The organism is Streptococcus sp. SCPM-O-B-15294 (M123), assembly GCF_058200455.1.
The window spans coordinates 43,891-65,971 of sequence record NZ_JBYQGU010000012.1 but is presented as its reverse complement, the minus strand read 5'-3'; the positions used below and the strand labels follow the sequence as shown (position 1 = coordinate 65,971).

The following is a 22,081-nucleotide window of genomic DNA, read 5'->3' as shown; positions in this document are numbered from 1 at the left end:
TTGAGCTAGTAAGACGTTTAGCCAAACCGCCTGATAGCGGTTGGCGTCAAATGATTAGAGGCATAGCCTCAATCAAACACACAGGTTACGACAGAAAATAAAGAAGGCCGATAATGCCTTCTTTGTTTTCTTAGTAAGACACTTCGGCAAGACACCATAGTGCTTGCCATTACATAGGTTACGACGCGAAAAAGGGAGGAACGATACTTTCCTCCCTTTGAGCTAGTAAGACGTTTAGCCAAACCGCCTGATAGCGGTTGGCGTCAAATGATTAGAGGCGAAGCCTCAATCATTTGTAACGTGTTACATCATCCCACCCATCATGCTTGGATCCATAGCCGGTGCTGCTGGAGTTGGTTCTGGTTTGTTGGCTACCACTGCTTCAGTCGTCAAGATAAGGCTTGCTACGGAAGCCGCATTTTGAAGGGCTGAACGGCTCACCTTCACTGGGTCGATAATTCCTGCTTCAATCATGTTGACCCATTCACCTGTTGCAGCATTGAAGCCTGTTCCGACTTCTGCATGTTTCAAGCGATCGATAACGATTGATCCTTCATAGCCTGCATTGTGAGCGATTTGACGTACAGGCTCTTCCAAGGCGCGAAGCACAATGTTGCGTCCTGTCGCTTCGTCCCCTTCCAATTCAAGGGTTGCAACTGCAGAAATAACATTGGCAAGGGCCGTACCACCACCGGCAACAATTCCTTCTTCAACCGCTGCGCGTGTCGCATTGAGAGCGTCTTCGATGCGGAGTTTCATTTCTTTCAACTCCGTTTCAGTTGCAGCTCCGACCTTGATGACTGCAACGCCACCAGACAATTTTGCCAAGCGTTCTTGGAGTTTTTCACGGTCGAATTCTGACGTTGTGGTTTCGATTTGTGATTTGATCACGGCCACACGGTTAGCGATAGCTTCAGGATTTCCTGCACCTTCTACAATGACTGTGCTATCTTTGTCCACTGTCACTTTACTTGCTTGACCGAGCGCTTCGATGGTCGCATCTTTCAACTCAAGACCGAGATCTTCTGTGATAACAGTACCACCTGTCAAGATCGCGATGTCTTCTAGCATAGCTTTGCGACGGTCTCCAAATCCAGGAGCCTTAACAGCTACGACATTGAAAGTTCCACGAATCTTGTTCAAGACAAGCGTTGGGAGGGCTTCTCCATCCACATCATCCGCAATGATCAAGAGTGGACGGTTGCTTTGAAGGATACTTTCAAGCAATGGCAAGATTTCCTGGATGTTTGATACCTTCTTGTCGGTGATCAAGATATAAGGATTTTCAAGGTCTGCCACCATTTTTTCATTATCAGTGACCATGTATTGAGAGAGGTAACCACGGTCAAACTGCATTCCTTCAACGACTTCCAACTCTGTTTCCATACCACGAGATTCTTCAATCGTGATTACCCCGTCATTCCCCACTTTTTCCATGGCTTCCGAGATGTATTCACCGACTTTTTCAGAGCGAGAAGAAACTGCTGCAACCTGGGCGATGGCTTCTTTATTGGCAACTGGAATGGCATTGTTTTTCAAGGCTTCAACAGCAGTCGCAACTGCTGCTTCAATCCCACGACGGATACCAATTGGATTCGCACCCGCTGTAACGTTCTTGATCCCTTCACGGACGATGGCTTGGGTCAAGACAGTCGCAGTCGTTGTTCCATCTCCAGCGATATCGTTGGTCTTCGAAGCAACTTCTGATACCAATTTGGCACCCATATTTTCGAAATGGTCTTCCAATTCGATTTCTTTGGCGATGGTCACCCCATCATTTGTGATCAATGGTGACCCAAATGATTTTTCAAGGACCACATTGCGCCCTTTAGGTCCCAAGGTCACCTTAACGGTATCTGCTAGGATATCTACCCCACGGACCATGGCTGCACGAGCATCTGATGAAAATTTAATTTCTTTTGACATACATCTTTCTCCTTTCTGATTCTTTAGGCTTCAACAATGGCAAGAATACTTGCAGTCCCAACAATTGTGTACTTCTCATCGCCGTCTTTCACTTCAACGCCTGCATGATTTTCCACCAAGACCGTATCACCGACTTTGACACTTGGTGCTACCAACTCGCCACTGAGGGTCCGAACTCCCTCACCTACAGCGATGACTTCTGCTGTTTTTGTTTCAGCTTGACTTGCTCCTGCGATGACAAAGCCACCGACTGTCTGTTCTTTTTCTTCTACTTTCAAGACCACGCGGTCTCCTAATGGTTTTAACATGTCATTCCTCCGTTCTTGTATTTTAGCACTCTTCAACATCGAGTGCTAACTCATGTTTCTATTGTATCACTTGGTCAAAAATAGTCAAGAAAAAAACACCTCAATCTCTTCGAAGTGTTTTCGATTTCTAGCCAACCAAATTTAGTTTTTGTTGGTAAGCTTGGATGACTTTTTGTAAGTTGGCTCGACCACGATACATCCCATACCCCACTACCAACATCCCTGCTATTCCAATCAGGGCGATCAAGCTACCTAAGATCAAAAATAGGAGGGAAGTCTTGTGATAGAAATAAATCAGCAGTCCACCAATACTGGCCATGAGAAAGAGCACACTAAACCAGCGACCCAAGTTTTCCAACATATGGCGTTGGTAGCGAATTTCCGTCTCATACCCTTTTATTAATTCTTGTCTGGTGTGCATAGATGCCTCCTTCAATAAAAATTGAGAATGAAGTATTCGTAAAGGAGGTCACGTACTTCATTCTCAATGCTCCGGTTGCAATAAACTGTTTCCAGTTTTCTCTTAGTATTTGAGACCTGGGTCAAAGATTCCAAGAGCTACCCCAGCTAAGGCGATGATGACTAAGAGAAGCATGACCTTGTTTGGTGAGACTTTCTTCTTCGCCATGAGCCACCAGCAAAGCGTGATAAAGGCAGCAGTCAAGAGACCTGGATAGACGCCATCAATCTTTTCTTGGATTTTAAGGAAGGCTTCTCCGTCAGCATTTTTGAATTCGAGGGCTGTTGTAACAGAGACCCAAGTCGCTGCTACGGCACCGATGACCATACCACCGACCACACTAATCGCTTTACGAAGGGCTTGTCCTTTTGGTCCTACAAGGAATTCAACAGCCTTGTCCCCTAAGTGATAGCCTTTGAAGAAGGCGAAACGCATGCCTAAGTAAACCAAGAGGTTCCAAACGACGATATAGAAGAGAGCTCCTGCAATGTTTCCGCCTTTAGAAAGACCAAGGGCAATCCCGAGAAGTACAGGGATTAAAGTCCCAACAACCAAGGAGTCCCCAATCCCAGCGATTGGTCCCATCAAACCAGCACGCATCCCGTTGATGGTTTCGCCATCTACTGCTTCTCCATTGGCACGCGCTTCTTCCAAACCAGCTGTGATCCCTACAACAAGAGATCCTAGTTGGGGCTCCGTGTTGAAGAAGGCTGTATAGGTTTGCATGGCTTCTTTTTGTTCTTCTTTGGAATCATACATTTCTTCCACGATTGGAAGCATCGAAGTCAAATACCCAAAGGTTTGCATATGTTCTTGAGAGAAACAGGTCAAGTGACCATAATACCAATGATGGAATGCTTTGGTTAGCGTTTTCTTTGAAATTTTCTTTTTATCAGCCATCTTAGATATCCTCCTCATCATCGTCAAAGTCATTTGCTCCAGCAGGGACGACTTTCATTGTTTTAATCACTTCAAGTTCATAGTAGATCACTGCAAAGATCAATGAAACTACCGCACTCGCTACCAAGTTCAAGCCAAGAGATTTTGCCAAGGTAAATCCAACAAAGAATGGAATGAAGTCTCTCACTTCTGTAACGATTTGCTTCAAGAGGATGGCAATACCGACACATGGAAGAAGGGCACCGACTGTAAAGAGGGCTTTCATCCAGTAACCATCCATTGGAAGGTATTGTTTCATCAAATCCACCATGTTTTCACCGTATTTGGTGATAATCATGGTTGGAAGGAAGGAGAAGAGGAAGTGAGAAATCCATGGGTAAACCCAGTCCACTGCGTAGAGTTTTTTGAAGTTTCCTTCTTCAACGGCTTTCCAACCGATATGTTGCCAAAGCAAGTTCATGGTTGCAGTACCGTAGAAAAGAACGGTACCGATAGTCCCAACGGCTGCACCGATTGGGGCTGCTGCCGCTGCAATTGCTGCCTCACCAGTAATATTGTTGGCATGAACAAATAAGATGGAAAGAGGAATTCCGATATAAGAAATAGCCCGTACATCGGCAGATACAGTTCCACCAGGAGTAACCAAGGCGATATATACGACCTGAAGGGCTACCCCGACCATGATACCGGTTGTCACATCTCCAAGGATCAACCCTGAGATCAAGCCACCAACTAGGGGACGACCAAGTGTATAGTTCCCGATACTGGAACCACCCATACCAGGCATTGAAGACAAGCTGGCGAAAATACCAAGCAAGATTGCTTGAATCCATGAAATTGTCATAACAAACGCTCCTTTTGTTTGTAAGTATAGTTTAGTGACGAAGAGCTAGGATGCTCCCCTCCCTAGAATCCGAATTTTGATTTGAAATCATCCCAGTAACCGATGGATACATCTGGTAGCAACTGGAATTTCACCTTGTAGCCTGCAGCCTGAATGGCTTCGATGGCTTCTGCTTCTTCCTGGGTGATGGATTGGTTGTTCCCCAATTTCACAGCACCCGGACGGTCATTTGCAGGACCGACAATGATTTCTTTGACATCGCCTGGGACAAACTCTTGGTCGACCAAAATTTCTTTCATATCGATGGGGTTCTTAGTAATCAAGAAATAGCGAGTTTCTGATTCCGTTACTTTTGCAGATTTTTCTTTGAAAGCTTCCTTAGTCCAAACAAAGGTTTTCTTATCCGAAGCCCCTTTATAGGCTTGGATCAAGACCTTATTAGAAGCTGCCGCGTCGTTGACAGCAATTAAGCCATCACAAGGCTTTTCTTTAGCCCATCGAGTTACTGTTTGACCGTGGATCATACGGTCGTCAATTCGTACAAATGATACTACCATTTTCTAACCTCCCTTAGTTAAATATCATCATCTTCTTCATCGTCACCCTCTACCGGGGCAAGGGCAAATTCTTGCAAGGCAGTGGAAGCTTCGGATAAAATCACCTGGGCTAGATCAGCCCCCTCCATCATGTCCTTCATCACAACTGCTGTCAGCGCCATGGTCAAGTTCATTCCACCTAAGATCAAGGCTGTACTCAGCTTCCCTTGTTCCTCTAGCACCGTTGCCGCCGTTGTCAAAGGACTGCCACCTACAATGTCTGCTAGAACTAAGACAGAGTCCTCATCTGTCAAAGGGGAAAGCGCCTGACGAAAATCATGCGCAAAATCATCTACCGATTTGCCTTCTTTCAATCCGACCGCAATCACCTGATCGATCTTATCCCCAGCAAACATAGCCAGTGAACTTTTCAGACCTTCTGCCAGTCCACCATGACTGACCAATACCAGATACTTCATCCTTTTGCCTCCTTTATAATGACCTTATTGTATTGCTTTTGAAAGCGTTTTACTATTGTCATTTGTCACAAAGAAAAGTTGACATCTGTCAATAAAAAAATGACATCTGTCACTTGACAGATGCCTAGTTGCTCTTAACGAAACTTCTCCCGAAGCATTTCCTCAATAATCTTCTGAATTTGAGGTAATTGATTATCAATATCCTTTGCTTTTAGAGCATTATGGATTAAATAATCCAACCGATCCCAGATATCAGTTGGCAGGTTGCCAGGAGTGCTTAGGACAGCTTTTTTCATAATCTGGTCCAGGGTCTGATTCGTCAGAGAGTCAACCCCGAAGTCATCCGCTTTAAGAAGGTCCCGACTCTTTGAACTATTGACAACAGAAGGGAGGACAGAGGTCCCCTGCGACTGCCGAAAGAGTTCCTGCTGGACCTGCTGGTCCTGGGTCAAAAATTCCATGAATTCCTTGGCCTCCTTGCTCGCACTGGCCCGCGAAGACAAAGCAAACAGGGATGTATCCACTAAGGTTGACGGAGTCGAGCCAGAAGCCCCTGGCATAGGGATACAGGTCCAAGTGAAATTTGAATACTTGGCCACATGATAGGGATAAGGTTTATAAGTTCGGTACTGGGCCAAGGTCATCGGATAAAAAGCGACCTTGCCTTCATCAAAATCCTTAGAAGTGACATTGAAGTTGCCATGAAGGGCTTCGAGTTTTTCGACAAAATAGAGCGAGCGCTTCATTTCTTTACTCGTAAGATTAATGCTGTCCTGACGGAAAAGCTGGCCCCCATGGGCTGCCAAAGCCTCCCTCCAGGTATAATCCGTACTTCCAAACTGATCCAGCTCACCATCTCCATCCGTATCCCGCGTCACTTTTTGACAAATCGTATAAAATTCCTCCAAGGTCCACCCCTCTTTTGGAATAGCAATCCCTTCCTTTTCCAATAAATCCTTATTGACACACATCAAAACAGGATTGCTCTCGAAAGGAAGAGCATATTGACGATTCTTGTACTTGCCTGCTTCTAGGGCAACGGGATAAAAATGAGAAGGATCGACCTGTTTGCCCATCAAGGGGGTCAAATCTTCCACCGCCCCACGCGCTGCTAACACTGGGAGCTCTGTACTGGATACCATATAGAGATCGGGCTCCTGACCATGGAGGATCTGATTGGCTAACCAGCTCGCATATCGATTCTTCGGAATCCCGCTTTCGTAGACAATCTTTACCCCTGGATGCGTTTTTTCGAAACGAGCAATCGCTTGGTCCAAGACTTTTTCTTCTGTTTGGGTGGGCACATCCCAGCTAGAGCCTGCGTAGACCCCCAAACGGACAATCCTAGGCTGTTGCTGCCACCAAATCCCTCCAGCAAGCAGAAGAAGCAAGAAGATCCCAAGAAACAATCTGGCGCCTCGCATCTTACCTTTTTTCTTCATCGGCTATCACTTTCTGTTCCAAAATCCTTAGTGGTCACCCCTTTTTGAACAGCCCAAATAGCTAACTGGGTCCGATCCCGCAGGTTCAACTTAGACAAAATGGTTGACAGGTAATTCCGAATGGTTCCCTCAGACAGGAATAATTTGGCTGCAATTTCCTTATTAGACTCTCCGAAACCAATCTGCTGGATGATGCGCCATTCAGTCAGGGATAAGTCGCTCACATATTCTTCAGAGACGGAGATTGTGTAATTGCTCTGAGCCATCTGAGAAAAAATCTGAAAAACCTTGCTGGCAATATTGGGGTTAATCATGGCTCCCCCATGGTAGACAATTTGGATGGCTTGGTAGAGCTCCTCTGTGGAAGCTCCTTTGAGCAAATACCCTGAGGCTCCATATTTCAGAGCCCGAAAGATGAAATCATCATCGTCGAAGGTGGTTAGAATGATGATTTTCACCTCAGGGAAGCGTTCCTTGACTTCTTTTGTCGCCATCACGCCATCCATCTTAGGCATACGAATATCCATCAGTACGACATCTGGTCGATCTTGAGGGATTCGCTCTAGTACCTCGTGACCGTCTGCTACCGCAGAAGTTACCTGAATATCTTGATGAGCAGACAAAATAATTTGGAGCGATTCCCGAATCAGCGCTTGGTCATCCGCAATCATTACTTTAATCATAAGACCTTTCCTCCTTTTTCTTTGGGCAATTCAATTCGTGTATAAAAGCCATTTCGATTGGCAAATTCGATCCTTCCTCCCAAGATAGAGACCCGCTCTCGCATTTGCTTCAAGCCGTAGCCGACCTGCAGTTGGTCAAAGCCAACCCCATTATCTTGGAGAATCATGACATAGGCATCTTCCACCAAAAAGGAAATCTGCATGTGGCTGGCATGACCGTGGCGGACAGAATTGGTCATGGACTCCTGAATCACGCGAAAGACAGTATCCTCCACCATGACATCTAGATCTACCTCATCCCAGTCATAGGTCAGATCGACTTGTAGGTGGGAAATGGCTTGGTATTCGTGAACCAATTTCAAAACTGCATCCCTCAAGGTATGATCCTCCAGGGCACCTGGTCGCAGCTTGTTCAAAGACCCCCGGACGTCCTTGATTCCATCTCGTACCACCGTAGAGACCGATTGCAGCTGGGTCTTGGCGCGACCAGGATCAATATCAATCAGAACCCCAACCGCATCAATCCCTGCAGAAATGCCCGTCAAGGCATGGCCCAGAGTATCGTGAATCTCTCGTGCGATCCGCTTGCGCTCTCGGTCCTCCGCAATCTTTTCCGAAAGGGCCATGTAGCTATTTAATTCCGTATTGACCTGCGATACCATTTCTAACTCTTTTTCGATTCGATGGTGCTCTGCTACTACCGATAAAATGTAAAAGAGAAGAGAAATAATAAAGACAACCATATTCAAGGAAGCTAGCGCATTTTTAGCGAATAGGATGAGCATCCGAATCGATGAAGGGTAGAAGGTGATATAGGTATCTAGCGATGGCAGTTGCACGACGAGAGAGAGGATGTCATAGTTGGTCACAAGGAGGACAATGAAACTCAAAAGGATAAAGGCAAACCAGTAGCGCCTGTCCTTGGAACTACTAAACTCCTTAGAACCGTAAAAGATATCAGCAAATACCAAAAGAATGATCCCATTGTAGGAGAAGCTGAGGGACATCATGACGCCTAACATCAGTAATATTTCTAGGATATTCCACTTGTCAAAAACCGACCACTCCTGTGTCCCTGGGCGCATCCGATAAAAGGTAATGAGAAGAATCCCTCCAAAGAGGAGGATGGAGATCCAAAAGTTCTGAGCGGGAGAAGTTGGTATTTCTCTCAATTGCTCCAACAATTGATAGCCCTGCCCCTTGGCAATGATGTAATTGGTCGCATGCAAGTAGAGGGAACTGCTAAATAAGATGGCGATAAAATTAATGATTTTTAGCAAAATCAAACTATACCGAATGCCACGAAGTTTGGTCATTACTGCCACCCGTTGACATCATAGTGGTCAACATTATCCTTATCAATCATCTCTACTGGAATCTTATATTGTTCCTTGTAGGATTTACCTGTCCTCATGCACTCAATCACTTGCATCACCTGTCTCCCCATTTTAAGAGGAGATTGGGCAACCGTCCCTTCGATATCATCCGTCGTCGAGAGCAAAACTTTCATATCCGGAGAGCCGTCGATTCCATAGATAGAAATCGGCTGAGCTAATTGGTTTTCCTTGATGGCCGCTAGAGCTCCGATAGCTGCCCGATCATTTAAAGCCACGACAGTATCAAATACCAGACCATCCTGAATGACCTGGGAAACAGCTGGTAAGGCCAGTTCCGTTTGGCCACGGGTCTCTTCTCTCCCAACAACCTGATAGGCAGGATCCGACTGAATGGTATCTAAGAACCCTTGGATCCGTTGCTCTGCCGATACCGTCCCCTTATGCTCTAAGAGTAGGATCTTCGCCTCATTTTTCTGCTTCATCAAGCGCTGGGCGACCAAGACCCCGGCTTGGTAATTATCCGACACCACACTGGCATCCACCGTGAAATGGCTGAGCTGACTATCCACTGCAATGATTTTAATCCCTGCCTCTTGAGCTCGCTTCAGGGAAGCAATGATTTTAGGGCTATCTCCTTTGACGGGGTTAATCACAATCACATTGACCTTTTGTTGACGAAAATAATCTATTTGCTGACTTTGTTTTTCCTCGTCCAGTTCTGGATTACGAACTAGAAGCAAATCCCCTTTTTCGTCAGCCACTCGTTCAATCTCTGCATTCAGTGTTTGGTAGAATTCATTGTTCATGGTCATGTAGGTCACACCAATCCGCATCTGCCCTTTTACCGGTTTTAGTTGGCTAGCATTCAAATAGATGACCACTACCACAAAAACCAGGCTCCAAAATATCGTATAGATCATCACTCGATTGTGTTTCTTTTGAACAGCTTCCTCTTCTAACCTCATCTCTTCTCCTCTTAAAAAACGAACCATTTTACTATATAAAGATTTTTTGTTCGTATTTATTACCTTGTATTATAGCATTTTTTACCAAGAGCTTGAAGGTTTTCAGAAATGAATGCGTTTTACTCATAAATCTATATGATGACTTCCCCCTGCAACTTCCGTGAGAAGTTTCGAAAAAGAAAAAACGACACAGCTGACCAGCTGCATCGTTCTCTTCTGTTAAAAGGGAAGCTCTTCCTCTTCCAGGATCAGATCCGCTAAATCTCCTCCTGCTCCATTGGCCCGCATCGCTCGTTGAGCACGACTTTCTAAGAGTTGGAAGCCTTGACAGAGCACTTCTGTCACATATTGTGTCGCCCCATTCTTCTCATAGCGTCTGGTTCGAAGCTCCCCATCCACAGAGAGCAAGCTCCCTTTATTGGCATAGGAGACAAGAGTCTCTGCTAATTTCCCCCAGACCACGAGAGTGATAAAGTCCGCCTCCCGCTCGCCATTTTGATCCTTATAACGACGATTGACAGCCAGGGTCGCACGCGCAACTGACTTGTCCGTACTGGTCTTATGAAGCTCTGGGTCAGCCACAAGGCGCCCGATTAAAATTACTTTATTGTACATATTTCTTCCTCCTACTTATATAATTCGTAGTTTTTTAGCCATTTGGAGAAAGAAAATAAAAAAGAAGCTGGGACAAAAGTCCTAGCCTCTCAATTGTCTTTGGATTGTCGAGCAAGGCGCAGTGGTTGAGTGGGCTCTACTACGCTGATTTCATCAGCTTTTACAGCCCTACTCAACTGTGCGGAGGTGGGACGACGAAATCGAATTCTAACGAATTACCGATTTCTGTCCCACTCTCTTATCCTTGCCAGTGACGGGCAGGGTCAAAGGGAGTTCCCACCTCTTCTGTATCTTGCAATTCGATAATACCACGTTTTTGTGGAGCATTTGGCAAGTGCAATTCGCGTGGACTACACATCATGCCAAAGCTCTTTTCTCCACGAAGGGCTCCTGGGAAAATCAGGCTGCCATCTGGCATCATGGCACCTGGAAGAGCCACAATCGTCTTGAGACCTTCACGCGCATTTGGCGCACCTGCTACGATTTGAACTGTCTTGTCTGATCCGACAGCCACTTGGCAGATGTTGAGGTGGTCACTATCTGGATGAGCCACCATTTCCACGATTTGCCCCACGACAAACTTAGGCTCCTTGTCATTGACCAAGACCTCTGCAAATCCTTCAGCTTGCAATTCTTGATTAAGGCGTGCAACCTGCTCATCACTCAAGAAAATTTGCCCCTTACCTTCAAGGGCAAAGAAAGTCGAAGCCTCAAAAATATTCCAGGCTACGGTTTCTTGCTTGTCTTCACGGTAGACACGGGCTACTTTGCCTTTGCGCTCTACTGCTAACTTGGCATCCCCACTGTTTTTCAAGGTAAGCATTAAAACATCGCCGACTTGTTCTTTATTATAGGTTACAATCATTCTTTCTCTTTCTCCTACTTCAATCCTGCTAAAAATTCTGAAATCTGAGCCTTGGTTTTGCGATCACGATTGACGAAACGACCCAGTTCCCTATCCTTATCTAGGACCACTAAACTCGGAATACCATAAATATCCCAAAGCTTAGCCAGGTCTAGATACTGGTCTCTGTCGACCAAAATGAAGGTAAATTCAGGGTTTTCTGCTTCAATCTCTGGCAAAAAGGGCTGGATATACCGACAATCACCACACCAATCCGCTGAAAAGAAGAAAACCTTCTTTCCTTCTTGCTCGACGTAGCTAGCTAACTCCTCTAAAGACTGTGGAATAATCATAGTTTTTCCTCTTCATAGTGAAGGAGGCCCTCTTCATAGACAAAGCGATAGTGGCGCTCATCTTCAAAAATGAGCCCTCCTACCAGACGCTCTTCGCTTGATTCATAGAGCTCCACATAAAGGGTCGCAATCTTCCCCATATTCTCCATTTGCTCACGGACTTCTGCGACTAACTCTTCTTGCGTCCGCAGACGTTTTTGATCTTTGACAATTTTATAGGCCCCAAGGGCAAGAGCACTTGCACTAGCTGCTGCAAGGCTGGATAAAATGATTTTTTTAGCTTTCATACCTCATATTGTAACACAAAATACAAGCTGGGACAACGAAGGAGAATAGTTCTCCCCATCATGACGATCTGCTTTCATTCCCGTCAACTGCCACTACCATCTCGACTAAAAAAGTGATAAAATAACAATCAGAAAGAAGGTAACTTATGACTGATTTATTTTCTAAAATCAAAGAAGTAACAGAACTTCCTGCCATCTCTGGCCACGAAGCGCCTGTTCGCGATTATCTACGCAAACAGATCACTCCACATGTGGATGAAGTGGTCACAGACGGCTTGGGAAGTATTTTTGGGGTACGCCACTCAGAAGTGGCTGATGCTCCTCGCATCATGGTCGCAGGCCATATGGATGAAGTTGGCTTTATGATCAGTGAGATCAAGGCAGACGGCACCTTCCGCGTGGTGGAAATCGGTGGTTGGAACCCTATGGTGGTCAGCAGCCAACGTTTCACCCTTTTGACCCGCGATGGCCATTCCTACCCTGTCATTTCTGGATCTGTTCCTCCGCATTTGACACGGGGCGCAAACGGTCCTGCCCTTCCAGCAATCGGGGATATTGTCTTTGATGGTGGCTTTGCCAACAAAGAAGAAGCTGAGAGCTTTGGGATCCGTCCAGGCGACACCTTGGTCCCTGAAAGCACTGCAATCTTAACAGCCAATCAAAAAAACATCATTTCCAAAGCTTGGGACAACCGTTATGGGGTCTTGATGGTCAGCGAATTGGCACAAGCCCTCTCTGGACAAGCCCTAGCAAACGAACTCTATGTCGGAGCGACTGTCCAAGAAGAAGTCGGACTGCGCGGTGCAGGGACTTCTGTGACCAAGTTTGATCCAGACATCTTCCTGGCTGTTGACTGTTCTCCAGCGGCAGATGTCTACGGAGGCCAAGGAGCTATCGGTGAGGGAACCCTCCTTCGTTTCTTTGATCCAGGTCATCTCATGTTGCCAAATATGAAGGACTTCCTCCTCACCACCGCTGAAGAAGCCGGCATCAAATACCAATACTACTGTGGAAAAGGCGGAACGGATGCTGGAGTAGCTCACTTACGAAGTGGTGGTGTTCCATCTACTACCATCGGAGTCTGCGCACGCTACATCCACTCCCACCAAACCCTCTACGCTATGGATGACTTCCTTCAAGCCCAAGCCTTCCTTCAAGCCTTGGTCAAAAAATTGGATCGTTCAACCGTTGATTTAATTAAGAATTATTAATATTTTTCCAAAACAATTGTTTTAAACCCCCATTTTGGGTTTTTTTTGATATAATACTGAATGAATATTGCAACGGGTGTTCTTTTGCACTCCCCTTTCCCTATGTGAAAGGCGGAGCACCGCTAAAGATCACCCTCGCTTCTTTATTGGAGGTTTAAATGAAGAAACAAGCTTTTAGTTCCGAAAAGTATTTGAATTTGCAACGCGATCATATCCTCGAGCGCATCAACCAATTTGATGGCAAGCTCTACCTAGAGTTTGGAGGAAAAATGTTGGAAGATTTCCACGCAGCTCGTGTCCTTCCTGGTTATGAACCAGATAACAAAATTAAGCTTCTCCAAGAACTTCGTGACCAAGTGGAGATTGTGATTGCTATTAATGCTAATAATATTGAGCATTCAAAAGCGCGTGGTGACCTAGGAATCTCTTACGACCAAGAGGTCTTCCGCTTGATCGATAAATTCAACGAATTGGGCATCTATGTTGGCTCTGTCGTCATCACTCAGTACGCTGGTCAACCTGCTGCAGACCTTTTCCGCAAGCAGTTGGAAAAGAACGGCATCGCTTCTTACCTCCACTACCCAATCAAGGGCTACCCAACGGATATGGACCACATCATCTCTCCTGAGGGAATGGGGAAAAACGACTACATTCAAACTAGCCGTAATCTCGTTGTCGTGACAGCTCCTGGTCCTGGTTCTGGTAAATTGGCGACTTGTATGTCCAACATGTACCATGACCAATTGAATGGCATCAAATCTGGTTATGCTAAATTTGAAACCTTCCCAGTTTGGAACCTGCCTTTGCATCACCCAGTGAATTTGGCCTATGAAGCTGCTACTGCAGACCTTGACGACGTCAATATGATTGACCCCTTCCACCTCCAAACCTATGGCGAAACAACGGTCAACTACAACCGGGATATCGAAATCTTCCCTGTCTTGAAACGGATGTTGGAACGCATCCTCGGAGAATCTCCTTACGCTTCCCCAACAGATATGGGTGTGAACATGGTCGGCTTTGCCATCGTGGACAATGACGCAGCGATTGAAGCCTCTAAGCAAGAAATTATCCGCCGTTACTACCAAACCATTCTAGATGTGAAAGCAGAGCGTGTCGGAAACGGAGCTATTAAGAAAATTGAACTCTTGATGAATGACTTAGGCATTTCACCAAAAGACCGCCAAGTCACCATCCTTGCCCGTCAAAAAGAGGAAGAAACCGGTGAACCTGCCTTGGCACTAGAATTGCCGAACGGAGAAACTGTGACAGGTAAGACTTCTGACTTGTTTGGTCCAACGGCAGCTGTTCTCATCAATGCTATCAAGAAATTAGCCCATATTGATAAAGAAACCAATTTGATTGAGCCAGAGTATGTCAAACCAATCCAAGGATTGAAGATCAACCACTTGGGCAGTCGCAACCCTCGCCTCCACTCAAATGAAATCCTCATCGCCCTCGCCATTACCGCCATGAACCATCCAGAGGCCAATCTTGCCATGCAAGAATTGGGTCGATTGAAAGGGAGCGAAGCCCATTCAACAGTCATGTTGACCGACGAAGATAAGAACGTTCTTCGCAAACTGGGCATACATGTGACCATGGATCCAGTTTACCAATACGATCGCTTGTACCGCAAATAATGAAAAGCAAGGCTAGATCATTGGTCCTAGCTCCATATAGAAAAAATCCCCTGAGTGCTTGAACCAGTTGGCACCCAGGGGATTTTTCATAGTCTAATTGGATGGAGAGTTACCTCTCCTTAAAAAGATAGAGACCCACAATCAGTATCGGGACAAGGAGAATGGGATACACTTCTTTTGGCAGTAAGTTCGTTTCCAAACTCAACCAAAGGAAAAGAACAGCCAAGACAATCGCGATCAACCATTTTACAAGATAAGATTTCATGACACCCTCCTACTCCTAATCTATTTATGCATAGTATACTCCTGCTCAATTAACCTGTCAAGGTAAAAAAAGTAGTTGACCATTGGATCAACTACCCTATGTTTCTTTCACAGCCTCCCACAGTTGTCGGATCTGTTTTCTTTGGACAGGATCCACAAAGTAAGGAGCAATTTCATTTAAGGATTCTAGGACAAATGCCCGTTCTGCCACATACGGATGAGGGAGAATCAAATCTGGACTATAGAGGATCAAATCCTCCATATAAAGAAGATCCAAATCGATGACCCGTGGTCCCCATTTGATCTCACGGACCCGGCCCATTTCTAGTTCGATTCCTAGCAAGGTCTCAATCAAGTCTTGGGGCGTAAACCAAGTTTCGACCTCTACGACTTGGTTGAGGAAGCTATCCTGCTCGACCCCTCCCCAAGGTGCTGTCTCAATCTGAGAAGAGGTTTGGAGAATCGTGATCCCCTTTTCTTCTAGTCTAGATACAGCCGTCGCCAACTGTTGTCCCTTATCGCCCATATTGGTTCCCAGACCAATAAAGGCTCGTCTTTTTTCTCGTTCAATCGTGACCGAACAAGTATCCAAAGGTAGAGGAACTGGCGCCCAAGGTTTTTTCAGCTCAAGTCGAACCTTTTTGACAAAGTCATAGGTCGCAAAAATCTTCTCCACAAGCTGAAAAGCTACTGTCTCAATCAAATCAATTTTCTCAGCTTGAACCCAGTCTGTCAGTTGCTCTGCTAAGATTCCATAATGGATCGAAGCCGTCAAATCGCCCGTCCGAGCAGCCCGGGTCATCTCATAATCGACACAGACATCCAAGACAAAGCGCTGTCCCAATTCCTTTTCAGCGGAAAACACACCATGATAAGCATAAATTTCCAAATCTTTGATCCGTAATTGATCCACCATCGTCACCTCAGTTTATCTAGGGATTAGTGTCCCATTAGTTTATAGGCTTCGTTTTTCAAGTCTTTATCTGTCTCTAACAAGCCACGCGCTGCTGTCGTCACAGTAGCTGTCCCTGGTTTGCGCACCCCACGCATGTTCATACACATGTGCTCTGCTTCCACCCAGACAAGGGCTCCCTGCGCCCCCAGATACTCCATCAAGGCATCCGCGATTTCCACCGTCAAGCGCTCCTGGATTTGAGGCTTTTTGGCGTACACTTCCACCGTCCGAGCTAACTTAGAGAGTCCTGCTACGCGTCCATTTGGGATATAGGCAATGTGAACCTTGCCATAGAAGGGCAAGAAATGGTGTTCACACATCGAGTGGAAGAAGATATCCTTTTCCACCACCATATTGTTGTCCACAATCTCAAAAGATTTTGATAGGTGGACTTCCGCAGTTTGGTTGAGACCTGCAAAAATCTCTTGGTACATCTTGGCAATGCGTTCTGGTGTTTCTTGCAATCCCTCACGGCTTCCGTCTTCACCGACTGCGTCGATAATCATCTTCACGGCTTCTTGAATTTTCTTTGTATCCATGTCATCTCCTACTGATTTCTTCGATTAGAAAGGCTCTCACCTGAGCCAAAAAGTACAAGGATCCCGTCACTAAGAGGAGATCAGATTGTTGCGATTTTCTTTCTAGATATTGGGTTAAAAACAACTTCCATTCTTGATAAGGCAGGCCTTTTTGATGGGCTATTTCCTGCATGTCTCTCACGGAATAGGCGCGTGAATCCTCAAAGGTCGTCAAGGTTAATTGACTCTTTTCCAATCCGCTCCACAGTTCCAGCATCTCCTCAATCGCCTTGGTCTGGATACAGGTAAACAAGACTTGTTTGTCCAACTGTCCATACCGTTCTTTCATGGTGGCTACAAGAGGGGCCACTGCATGCGGATTATGGGCGCCATCTAGAATGATGAGGGGCTGGGTCGAAATAACCTCTAGGCGTCCCGGCCACTGGACCCCTTCCCAAGCTTGGAGGATTTCTTCTCGACTTAAGAAAGAGAGCCCCTTTTCTTGACAGAAGATATCGCAGAGAGCCAGGGCCAGCCCAGCATTGTCAACTTGATGAAGTCCCAAGAGCCCTGTCTTTAGTTGCAGTTCTTCCCGATACTGGCTCCGATAGCCAAAAACTTCCCCATCAACCAAAGACGCTTGGTAGCTAACTATAAAGTCCTGGCCTAACAGCTCTACTGGTGCCGATAAGCAGTTCGCTCGCTGCACAATGACTTCTTGGGCTTCCAGTTCCATCCGACCTAGCAAGACCGGAATCTTTTCCTTGATGATTCCCGCCTTCTCTCGAGCAATGGAGGCCAAATCCGGACCTAAGAGAGCCACATGGTCCAGGCCAATCGTCGTGATGGCTGTCAAGATAGGCTGACAAACATTGGTACTATCGAGACGACCACCCATGCCCACTTCCAGAATGACCACATCTGGCTTTTCTGCTGCAAAATAATCAAAAGCCAGAACGGTCATCAACTCGAACTCGGTTAAGCCCAGCAAGGTCTGATCAGAACTGTTTTTTGCAAGCAAGTCCTGATAGAGGGACAGATAAGTCTCTAAATCCTGATCTGAGATAGGAAGACCATTGATACTGATTTGCTCATGAAAGGAAACTAGATAGGGGGATGAGAAAACACCAACCCGCAACCCTTTTGCCTCTAGTAAAGACCGTAAATGGGCTAGGGTCGATCCTTTTCCATTAGTCCCAGCTAGATGGATTACAGGACAGGCTAAGTGTGGGTTTCCCCTCAAGGCCAGCAGGGCTTCCATTCGCTCCAAGCCAAAATGGGGCTCGGAAGAACGATAAGTGGCTAACCAACTGAGATCTACTGTCATATCTCTTCTCTTTTCTTTAGCGATATTGTTTCAAATGAAGGTCCTGCGCTTGATCGGCTTGGTAGACCGCACTACCGATAGCTACCGCCATCTTATGAAGAGGGATATCATGCACACGCACAATTTCTACCCCTTGGCTGGCAGCTACACTCGTCAAATGACTAGAGGCCAAATCCCGATTATAGAATCCTTCTTTCGTTTCAGGGTCAGTCTCAAATCCCTCTTCCTCCAGAATATTTACCACAAAGCGCTTCCGAGAGACTCCTAAAAAGATTGGATACCCCTTAGCATGAATGCTTTTTAAGTCCTGAAAGAGTTGGAGGTTTTCCCGTTTGGTCAAGCCAAAACCAATACCAGGATCTAAGAAGAGTTGATCCGGACTCAATCCTGCTTCCTCTGCCCGCTCAATGCTCTTAGCAAAGAAGGTCCACATGCTGTCTTGGATAGAAATGCTTTCAAACTGCGCCAACTCCTCTGATGAAAAGACCGGCTCAAAACCAAAGGTCGGAAAAATGACGGAACTTGGATGATGAGGACGAGCCATGACTGGATTAAACATAAGAATGGCTCCAGCCTGATCTTCTGCAATCACCCTCGCCATTTGCGGATCTCCTAGCAAGCCTGTGATATCATTGACCAAGTCTGCACCAGCTGCTAGGGCTGCACGAGCGACCTCTGACTTCCAAGTATCAACCGAAATCAAGATATCACTCTCTGCTCGAATTGCTTCAATGACGGGCACGACTCGCTGAATTTCTTCCTGAATTTCCACAAAATGGCTCCCTGGACGTGTGGACTCCCCACCAATATCCAGTATGCTTGCTCCTTCTGCTATTAACTTTCGAGCTTGCTCGAGAGCTCCTTCTACCGTTTGGTAGCGCCCCCCATCTGAAAAGGAGTCGGGGGTGACATTGAGGATACCACATAGAAGAGTCCGATCCTTGCCTAGTTGTCTCCATTCACTCTTTGACATATCTTCCTTCATCTTTCTAAGAAAAGCCAACCAAGCATAGAAAAGAGGTTAGAATCTTTCCAACCTCCGAGTTTGTCTCTATCTGCGCCTAGATGCTTCTTTGGTAGCTTACCAAAGCTTCTGAATAAAACCCATTGGTCCTATCATTCTACCATATTTTAAGCGGGAAGAAAAGAAACCAGAATAGTTATCAGAAAGGCAAAAGCATTCATGGTAAAGTGCAATAAAATCGAATATTCTACTCGTTTGTAGCGGTAGGCAACCCAAGTCAAGATGAGAGACATACCTCCATAGATGACCCAGGAGCCAAGATTACTTGGTGTGTGTAAATAGGCAAATACAAGAGCCCCAACCAAATAACCAATTTTTTCGTGCCCCTTAAAGATCAAGCGGGGAATCACAGCTCGACAGATAATTTCTTCTCCTAAAGGCGCCACTACGACAATGAGTAAACCCATTGCCAGCTGAGGGGCCAGGGAAGCCACCCCTTGGATGGTCTCTTGGTTAGCTGTTGTCGCCTCTCCCAACTGCCGAAGAAGGTTAACCCCAAGAGCATTATTGGCCAGCAACAGGAGAAAATAAAGGAAATTTCGCCCAATATCTCTGCCTTTGATTCGTGAAAAATCTAGTGAATCAAGTGGACTCCATTTCATAAACCACCAAAGCAAATAAACGAGGAGCATGGTAACCCCAAGGACTAGACTATTGATCGTCCAATTTGACCAAGCATTTTTAATCCCCAAGATCAAAGCGATCATGGGTAGTTGAGTCGCTATAAATAACGGTATTCCAATTAGTAACCACAGACCATTCGAAACCCATTTTTTCTCCATCCAATTTTCCATTATTTTACCTCGATTGTCAAACTATTTTTCTAGTATAGCATAGATGAGCTACTGGGGCAAGCCCAAGTAGTAGTCGCACAATAGAAAAAAGAGGCGCTTCAAATCAGCCTCTTCTCTCTTGTTTTTTTTTAGAATAAAGTCTTACCCCTTATTTTTAAAGCGTTCAACATCACGGGCAATGACTAATTCTTCGTCCGTTGGGATGACCAAGACTCTCACTTTAGCATCCGCTGTTGAAATATCGCCTTCTGCACCAAAGACATTCTTTTCTGGATCAAGCTCACAACCAAACCAAGTTATCCCGTTAATGACTTGTTCACGGATTGTTTTAGAATTTTCCCCGATACCAGCTGTGAAGATGATAGCATCTGCTCCATTCAAGACAGCAAAGTATTGACCGATGTATTTCTTAATACGATCGACAAAAATGTCGTTGGCCAAAAGTGCCTTGTCATTCCCATTGCGCATGGCTTCGTGGATATCACGCATATCGCTAGAAAGTTCAGACACCCCTAGAAGACCAGATTCACGGTTCAAAATACGACTGATATCTTCTGGATTATTGAAATCTTCTGTGTGCTCCATCAAGTAAGGAATAATGGCAGGGTCAATATCCCCTGTACGTGTTCCCATCATGATGCCACCAAGTGGTGTGAAGCCCATAGACGTATCGACAGAAATCCCTTTGTCTACCGCTGTAATAGAAGCTCCATTCCCAATGTGGCAGGTGATTAATTTCAACTCTTCGATTGGTTTTCCAAGAAGCTTCGCTGCTTCGTGGGCTACATACTCATGACTGGTCCCGTGAGCTCCATATTTACGTACCTTGTTTTCTGTATAGTACTTAGTTGGAAGAGGGTAACGATAAGCTTTTTCAGGCATTGTTGTATGGAAAGAGGTATCAAATACAACAACGCTGGTAATATCTGGTAACAATTCTTTAAAGGCACGAATCCCAGCAGCGTTGGCAGGATTGTGCAATGGAGCCAACAAAGAAAGTTCCTCAACCTTTTGAATGACTTCTTCATCTACAAGAGCAGACTCTTTGAAGTACTCACCACCTGCAACGACACGGTGCCCTACTCCAGTGATTTCATCGTAGGAAGCAATAATATTAAAACGAATCAAATCATCGAGAAGGATTTTAACCGCTTGTGTGTGGTTCTCAATATCTAAAACCTGTTTTTCTGCTCGACCATCGAATTTTACTGTCGAAATGGAATCTTTAAGTCCAATTCTCTCGATGAGCCCTTTTGCCAAAACTGTTTCTTCTGGCATTTGGTATAATTGCCATTTCAAACTTGAACTACCTGCATTAATTGCAATTGTTTTCGTCATTTTTTTACCTCTTTAAGCGTTTTCACTCCTATTATAGCAAAATTTTGTTTAAATTTCACTTTCTTTATTCCAGTTTTGAAAACTTTCACGGAATTTCATGAGGTCTTCCTGGTCTTGCAAATCAGTCAAAGGATAGACAAATGGTTGGACCACCGCTTCTTCTTGCTTGCGGAAAACAAAGATGGTTTTTGCTAGATTGGCTGATCGAAAGAGGTTCTCTGGCAAGTTCACCATGGCCAAGACCTGAGCATGATCCTGCATCCATTTTTTCAGCAGAGGACTCTGCTCACTCGTCAAGAGATCATTCGGAGCTAGAAAAATAGCGACGCCACCTGGTTTTAAGTATTTTAGCGATTGTTCAATCAATAAATGATGGGCATAGGTGTGGCCCTGAGGGGAAGCGACCTGGTAACGACTCGCAATGGCATCATCTGGATAATAACCGACAGGTAAATCGCTGATAATCACATCGCTCTCTTTCAAAACTTGTGGACGAATGGCATCACCTTGGGCAAAATTCACATCCGCCTTCATCACTTCTGCCATACTAGCCGCAAGGTCAATCAAGAGATCATCAATTTCCAAGCCCAAATAATCTAAGGAACGCTGACAGTTGTTCATCAAGGTTTGGGCCAAGTTCCCTGTTCCACTCCCCATTTCTAGCACATCTACTTGATCGGAACTAGCCAACTGATCCACTAGGAAGACCAGAAGAAATCCAATCCCATCTGGCGTAAATTGGTGATTGGCCTGTAGGGGCTCTGTTTGGGCAGCCTTCATCAAAAGATACTGGAAGGAACGACGCCACTCTTCCTTGTTTAAGTTCAAGTCCTTCAGGCGCTGGTTGTTTTCCTTCACTAGAGTCAACTCTGTTTGCCCATCCAGATAGATGGCATTCTGCTCCACTAGAGCATCATAAAAGTTGGTCTGTAAATCATTTTGGATAGTTTGGGTATTCTCTAATAGGTAGCCGTAGGCTTTCTCAATTTTTTCGAAATTCATGCTTTCCTCCATCTCTTAATCATATC

25 protein-coding genes are annotated in these 22,081 nt (G+C 45.4%); 2 read left to right on the top strand and 23 right to left on the bottom strand.

All coding sequences use genetic code 11. The features are described from left to right. Positions 1-303: 303 nt before the first annotated feature. The 15 genes from groL to AC3E8G_RS08140 all read right to left on the bottom strand — a co-directional run bounded on the left by groL (position 304) and on the right by AC3E8G_RS08140 (position 11,979). Positions 304-1,926 (bottom strand): chaperonin GroEL, encoded by a 1,623-nt coding sequence (groL, locus tag AC3E8G_RS08210; protein WP_154859052.1) that lies wholly within the window; start codon positions 1,924-1,926, stop codon positions 304-306. 23 nt (positions 1,927-1,949) lie between these two features. Further along, the gene (gene groES, locus AC3E8G_RS08205; protein WP_048789494.1) at positions 1,950-2,234 is read right to left on the bottom strand and encodes a co-chaperone GroES; all 285 of its coding nucleotides are present in this window, start codon (positions 2,232-2,234) and stop codon (positions 1,950-1,952) included. Positions 2,235-2,361: 127 nt separating this feature from the next. After that, positions 2,362-2,655, bottom strand: a complete 294-nt coding sequence (locus AC3E8G_RS08200) for a DUF202 domain-containing protein (RefSeq protein ID WP_154859054.1) — start codon at positions 2,653-2,655, stop codon at positions 2,362-2,364. 102 nt (positions 2,656-2,757) lie between these two features. Next, complete coding sequence (locus AC3E8G_RS08195) at positions 2,758-3,612, bottom strand: PTS system mannose/fructose/sorbose family transporter subunit IID (protein ID WP_042361448.1); 855 nt, start codon at positions 3,610-3,612, stop codon at positions 2,758-2,760. After that, positions 3,596-4,438 carry a PTS mannose/fructose/sorbose/N-acetylgalactosamine transporter subunit IIC gene (locus AC3E8G_RS08190; protein ID WP_048690546.1) on the bottom strand — a complete coding sequence of 281 codons (843 nt, stop codon included), beginning with the start codon at positions 4,436-4,438 and terminating at the stop codon, positions 3,596-3,598. The genes AC3E8G_RS08195 and AC3E8G_RS08190 overlap by 17 nt, the downstream gene beginning before the upstream one ends. A 62-nt stretch (positions 4,439-4,500) precedes the next feature. Continuing rightward, positions 4,501-4,995, bottom strand: coding sequence for a PTS sugar transporter subunit IIB (locus tag AC3E8G_RS08185; protein WP_154859056.1), 495 nt, complete (start codon positions 4,993-4,995; stop codon positions 4,501-4,503). 17 nt (positions 4,996-5,012) lie between these two features. Further along, complete coding sequence (locus AC3E8G_RS08180; RefSeq protein WP_125374809.1) at positions 5,013-5,453, bottom strand: PTS sugar transporter subunit IIA; 441 nt, start codon at positions 5,451-5,453, stop codon at positions 5,013-5,015. A 134-nt stretch (positions 5,454-5,587) separates the two neighbouring features. Beyond that, on the bottom strand, positions 5,588-6,895 hold the full coding sequence (locus AC3E8G_RS08175; protein ID WP_490677458.1) for an ABC transporter substrate-binding protein: 1,308 nt from the start codon (positions 6,893-6,895) through the stop codon (positions 5,588-5,590). Then, positions 6,892-7,578: a response regulator transcription factor gene (locus AC3E8G_RS08170; protein WP_129270347.1), complete on the bottom strand. Its 687-nt coding sequence runs from the start codon at positions 7,576-7,578 to the stop codon at positions 6,892-6,894. The genes AC3E8G_RS08175 and AC3E8G_RS08170 overlap by 4 nt, the downstream gene beginning before the upstream one ends. Next, entirely contained in the window at positions 7,575-8,894 is a 1,320-nt protein-coding gene (locus AC3E8G_RS08165; protein WP_414286469.1) for a sensor histidine kinase, read from the bottom strand. The genes AC3E8G_RS08170 and AC3E8G_RS08165 overlap by 4 nt, the downstream gene beginning before the upstream one ends. Next, positions 8,894-9,880 carry a substrate-binding domain-containing protein gene (locus AC3E8G_RS08160; RefSeq protein WP_490677457.1) on the bottom strand — a complete coding sequence of 329 codons (987 nt, stop codon included), beginning with the start codon at positions 9,878-9,880 and terminating at the stop codon, positions 8,894-8,896. The genes AC3E8G_RS08165 and AC3E8G_RS08160 overlap by 1 nt, the downstream gene beginning before the upstream one ends. A 219-nt stretch (positions 9,881-10,099) precedes the next feature. After that, a complete protein-coding gene (locus AC3E8G_RS08155; protein WP_061564657.1) occupies positions 10,100-10,495 on the bottom strand; it encodes a single-stranded DNA-binding protein in 396 nt (131 codons plus the stop codon). Between the two features lie 238 nt (positions 10,496-10,733). After that, positions 10,734-11,360, bottom strand: a complete 627-nt coding sequence (gene ytpR, locus AC3E8G_RS08150; RefSeq protein ID WP_485769776.1) for a YtpR family tRNA-binding protein — start codon at positions 11,358-11,360, stop codon at positions 10,734-10,736. 14 nt (positions 11,361-11,374) lie between these two features. Next, on the bottom strand, positions 11,375-11,692 hold the full coding sequence (locus tag AC3E8G_RS08145; RefSeq protein ID WP_048789487.1) for a thioredoxin family protein: 318 nt from the start codon (positions 11,690-11,692) through the stop codon (positions 11,375-11,377). Then, positions 11,689-11,979: a DUF4651 domain-containing protein gene (locus AC3E8G_RS08140; protein WP_233331953.1), complete on the bottom strand. Its 291-nt coding sequence runs from the start codon at positions 11,977-11,979 to the stop codon at positions 11,689-11,691. Before AC3E8G_RS08140 ends, AC3E8G_RS08145 begins: the two co-directional genes overlap by 4 nt. 146 nt (positions 11,980-12,125) lie before the next feature. On the opposite strand from AC3E8G_RS08140, the gene pepA reads away from it, so the two are divergent. Then, positions 12,126-13,190: a glutamyl aminopeptidase gene (gene pepA, locus AC3E8G_RS08135; protein ID WP_485769774.1), complete on the top strand. Its 1,065-nt coding sequence runs from the start codon at positions 12,126-12,128 to the stop codon at positions 13,188-13,190. Between the two features lie 158 nt (positions 13,191-13,348). Next, positions 13,349-14,833: a DUF1846 domain-containing protein gene (locus AC3E8G_RS08130; RefSeq protein WP_154859072.1), complete on the top strand. Its 1,485-nt coding sequence runs from the start codon at positions 13,349-13,351 to the stop codon at positions 14,831-14,833. Between the two features lie 109 nt (positions 14,834-14,942). On the opposite strand, the gene AC3E8G_RS08125 is transcribed toward AC3E8G_RS08130, so the two are convergent. The 8 genes from AC3E8G_RS08125 to AC3E8G_RS08090 all read right to left on the bottom strand — a co-directional run bounded on the left by AC3E8G_RS08125 (position 14,943) and on the right by AC3E8G_RS08090 (position 22,055). Beyond that, on the bottom strand, positions 14,943-15,098 hold the full coding sequence (locus tag AC3E8G_RS08125) for a hypothetical protein (RefSeq protein ID WP_233331956.1): 156 nt from the start codon (positions 15,096-15,098) through the stop codon (positions 14,943-14,945). Between the two features lie 96 nt (positions 15,099-15,194). Further along, positions 15,195-16,010 (bottom strand): 2-amino-4-hydroxy-6-hydroxymethyldihydropteridine diphosphokinase, encoded by an 816-nt coding sequence (folK, locus tag AC3E8G_RS08120; protein ID WP_233331989.1) that lies wholly within the window; start codon positions 16,008-16,010, stop codon positions 15,195-15,197. A 26-nt stretch (positions 16,011-16,036) separates the two neighbouring features. Continuing rightward, positions 16,037-16,591, bottom strand: coding sequence for a GTP cyclohydrolase I FolE (gene folE, locus AC3E8G_RS08115; protein WP_006595126.1), 555 nt, complete (start codon positions 16,589-16,591; stop codon positions 16,037-16,039). 1 nt (position 16,592) lies between these two features. After that, positions 16,593-17,897: a bifunctional folylpolyglutamate synthase/dihydrofolate synthase gene (locus tag AC3E8G_RS08110; RefSeq protein ID WP_233331957.1), complete on the bottom strand. Its 1,305-nt coding sequence runs from the start codon at positions 17,895-17,897 to the stop codon at positions 16,593-16,595. A 16-nt stretch (positions 17,898-17,913) separates the two neighbouring features. After that, positions 17,914-18,870: a dihydropteroate synthase gene (gene folP / locus AC3E8G_RS08105; RefSeq protein ID WP_490677456.1), complete on the bottom strand. Its 957-nt coding sequence runs from the start codon at positions 18,868-18,870 to the stop codon at positions 17,914-17,916. A gap of 158 nt (positions 18,871-19,028) precedes the next feature. Beyond that, complete coding sequence (locus AC3E8G_RS08100) at positions 19,029-19,703, bottom strand: CPBP family intramembrane glutamic endopeptidase (protein ID WP_490677455.1); 675 nt, start codon at positions 19,701-19,703, stop codon at positions 19,029-19,031. Positions 19,704-19,856: 153 nt separating this feature from the next. Further along, positions 19,857-21,053, bottom strand: coding sequence for an acetate kinase (locus AC3E8G_RS08095; RefSeq protein ID WP_154859083.1), 1,197 nt, complete (start codon positions 21,051-21,053; stop codon positions 19,857-19,859). A 48-nt stretch (positions 21,054-21,101) separates the two neighbouring features. Further along, complete coding sequence (locus AC3E8G_RS08090) at positions 21,102-22,055, bottom strand: class I SAM-dependent methyltransferase (RefSeq protein WP_154859085.1); 954 nt, start codon at positions 22,053-22,055, stop codon at positions 21,102-21,104. Between the last annotated feature and the right edge of the window lie 26 nt (positions 22,056-22,081).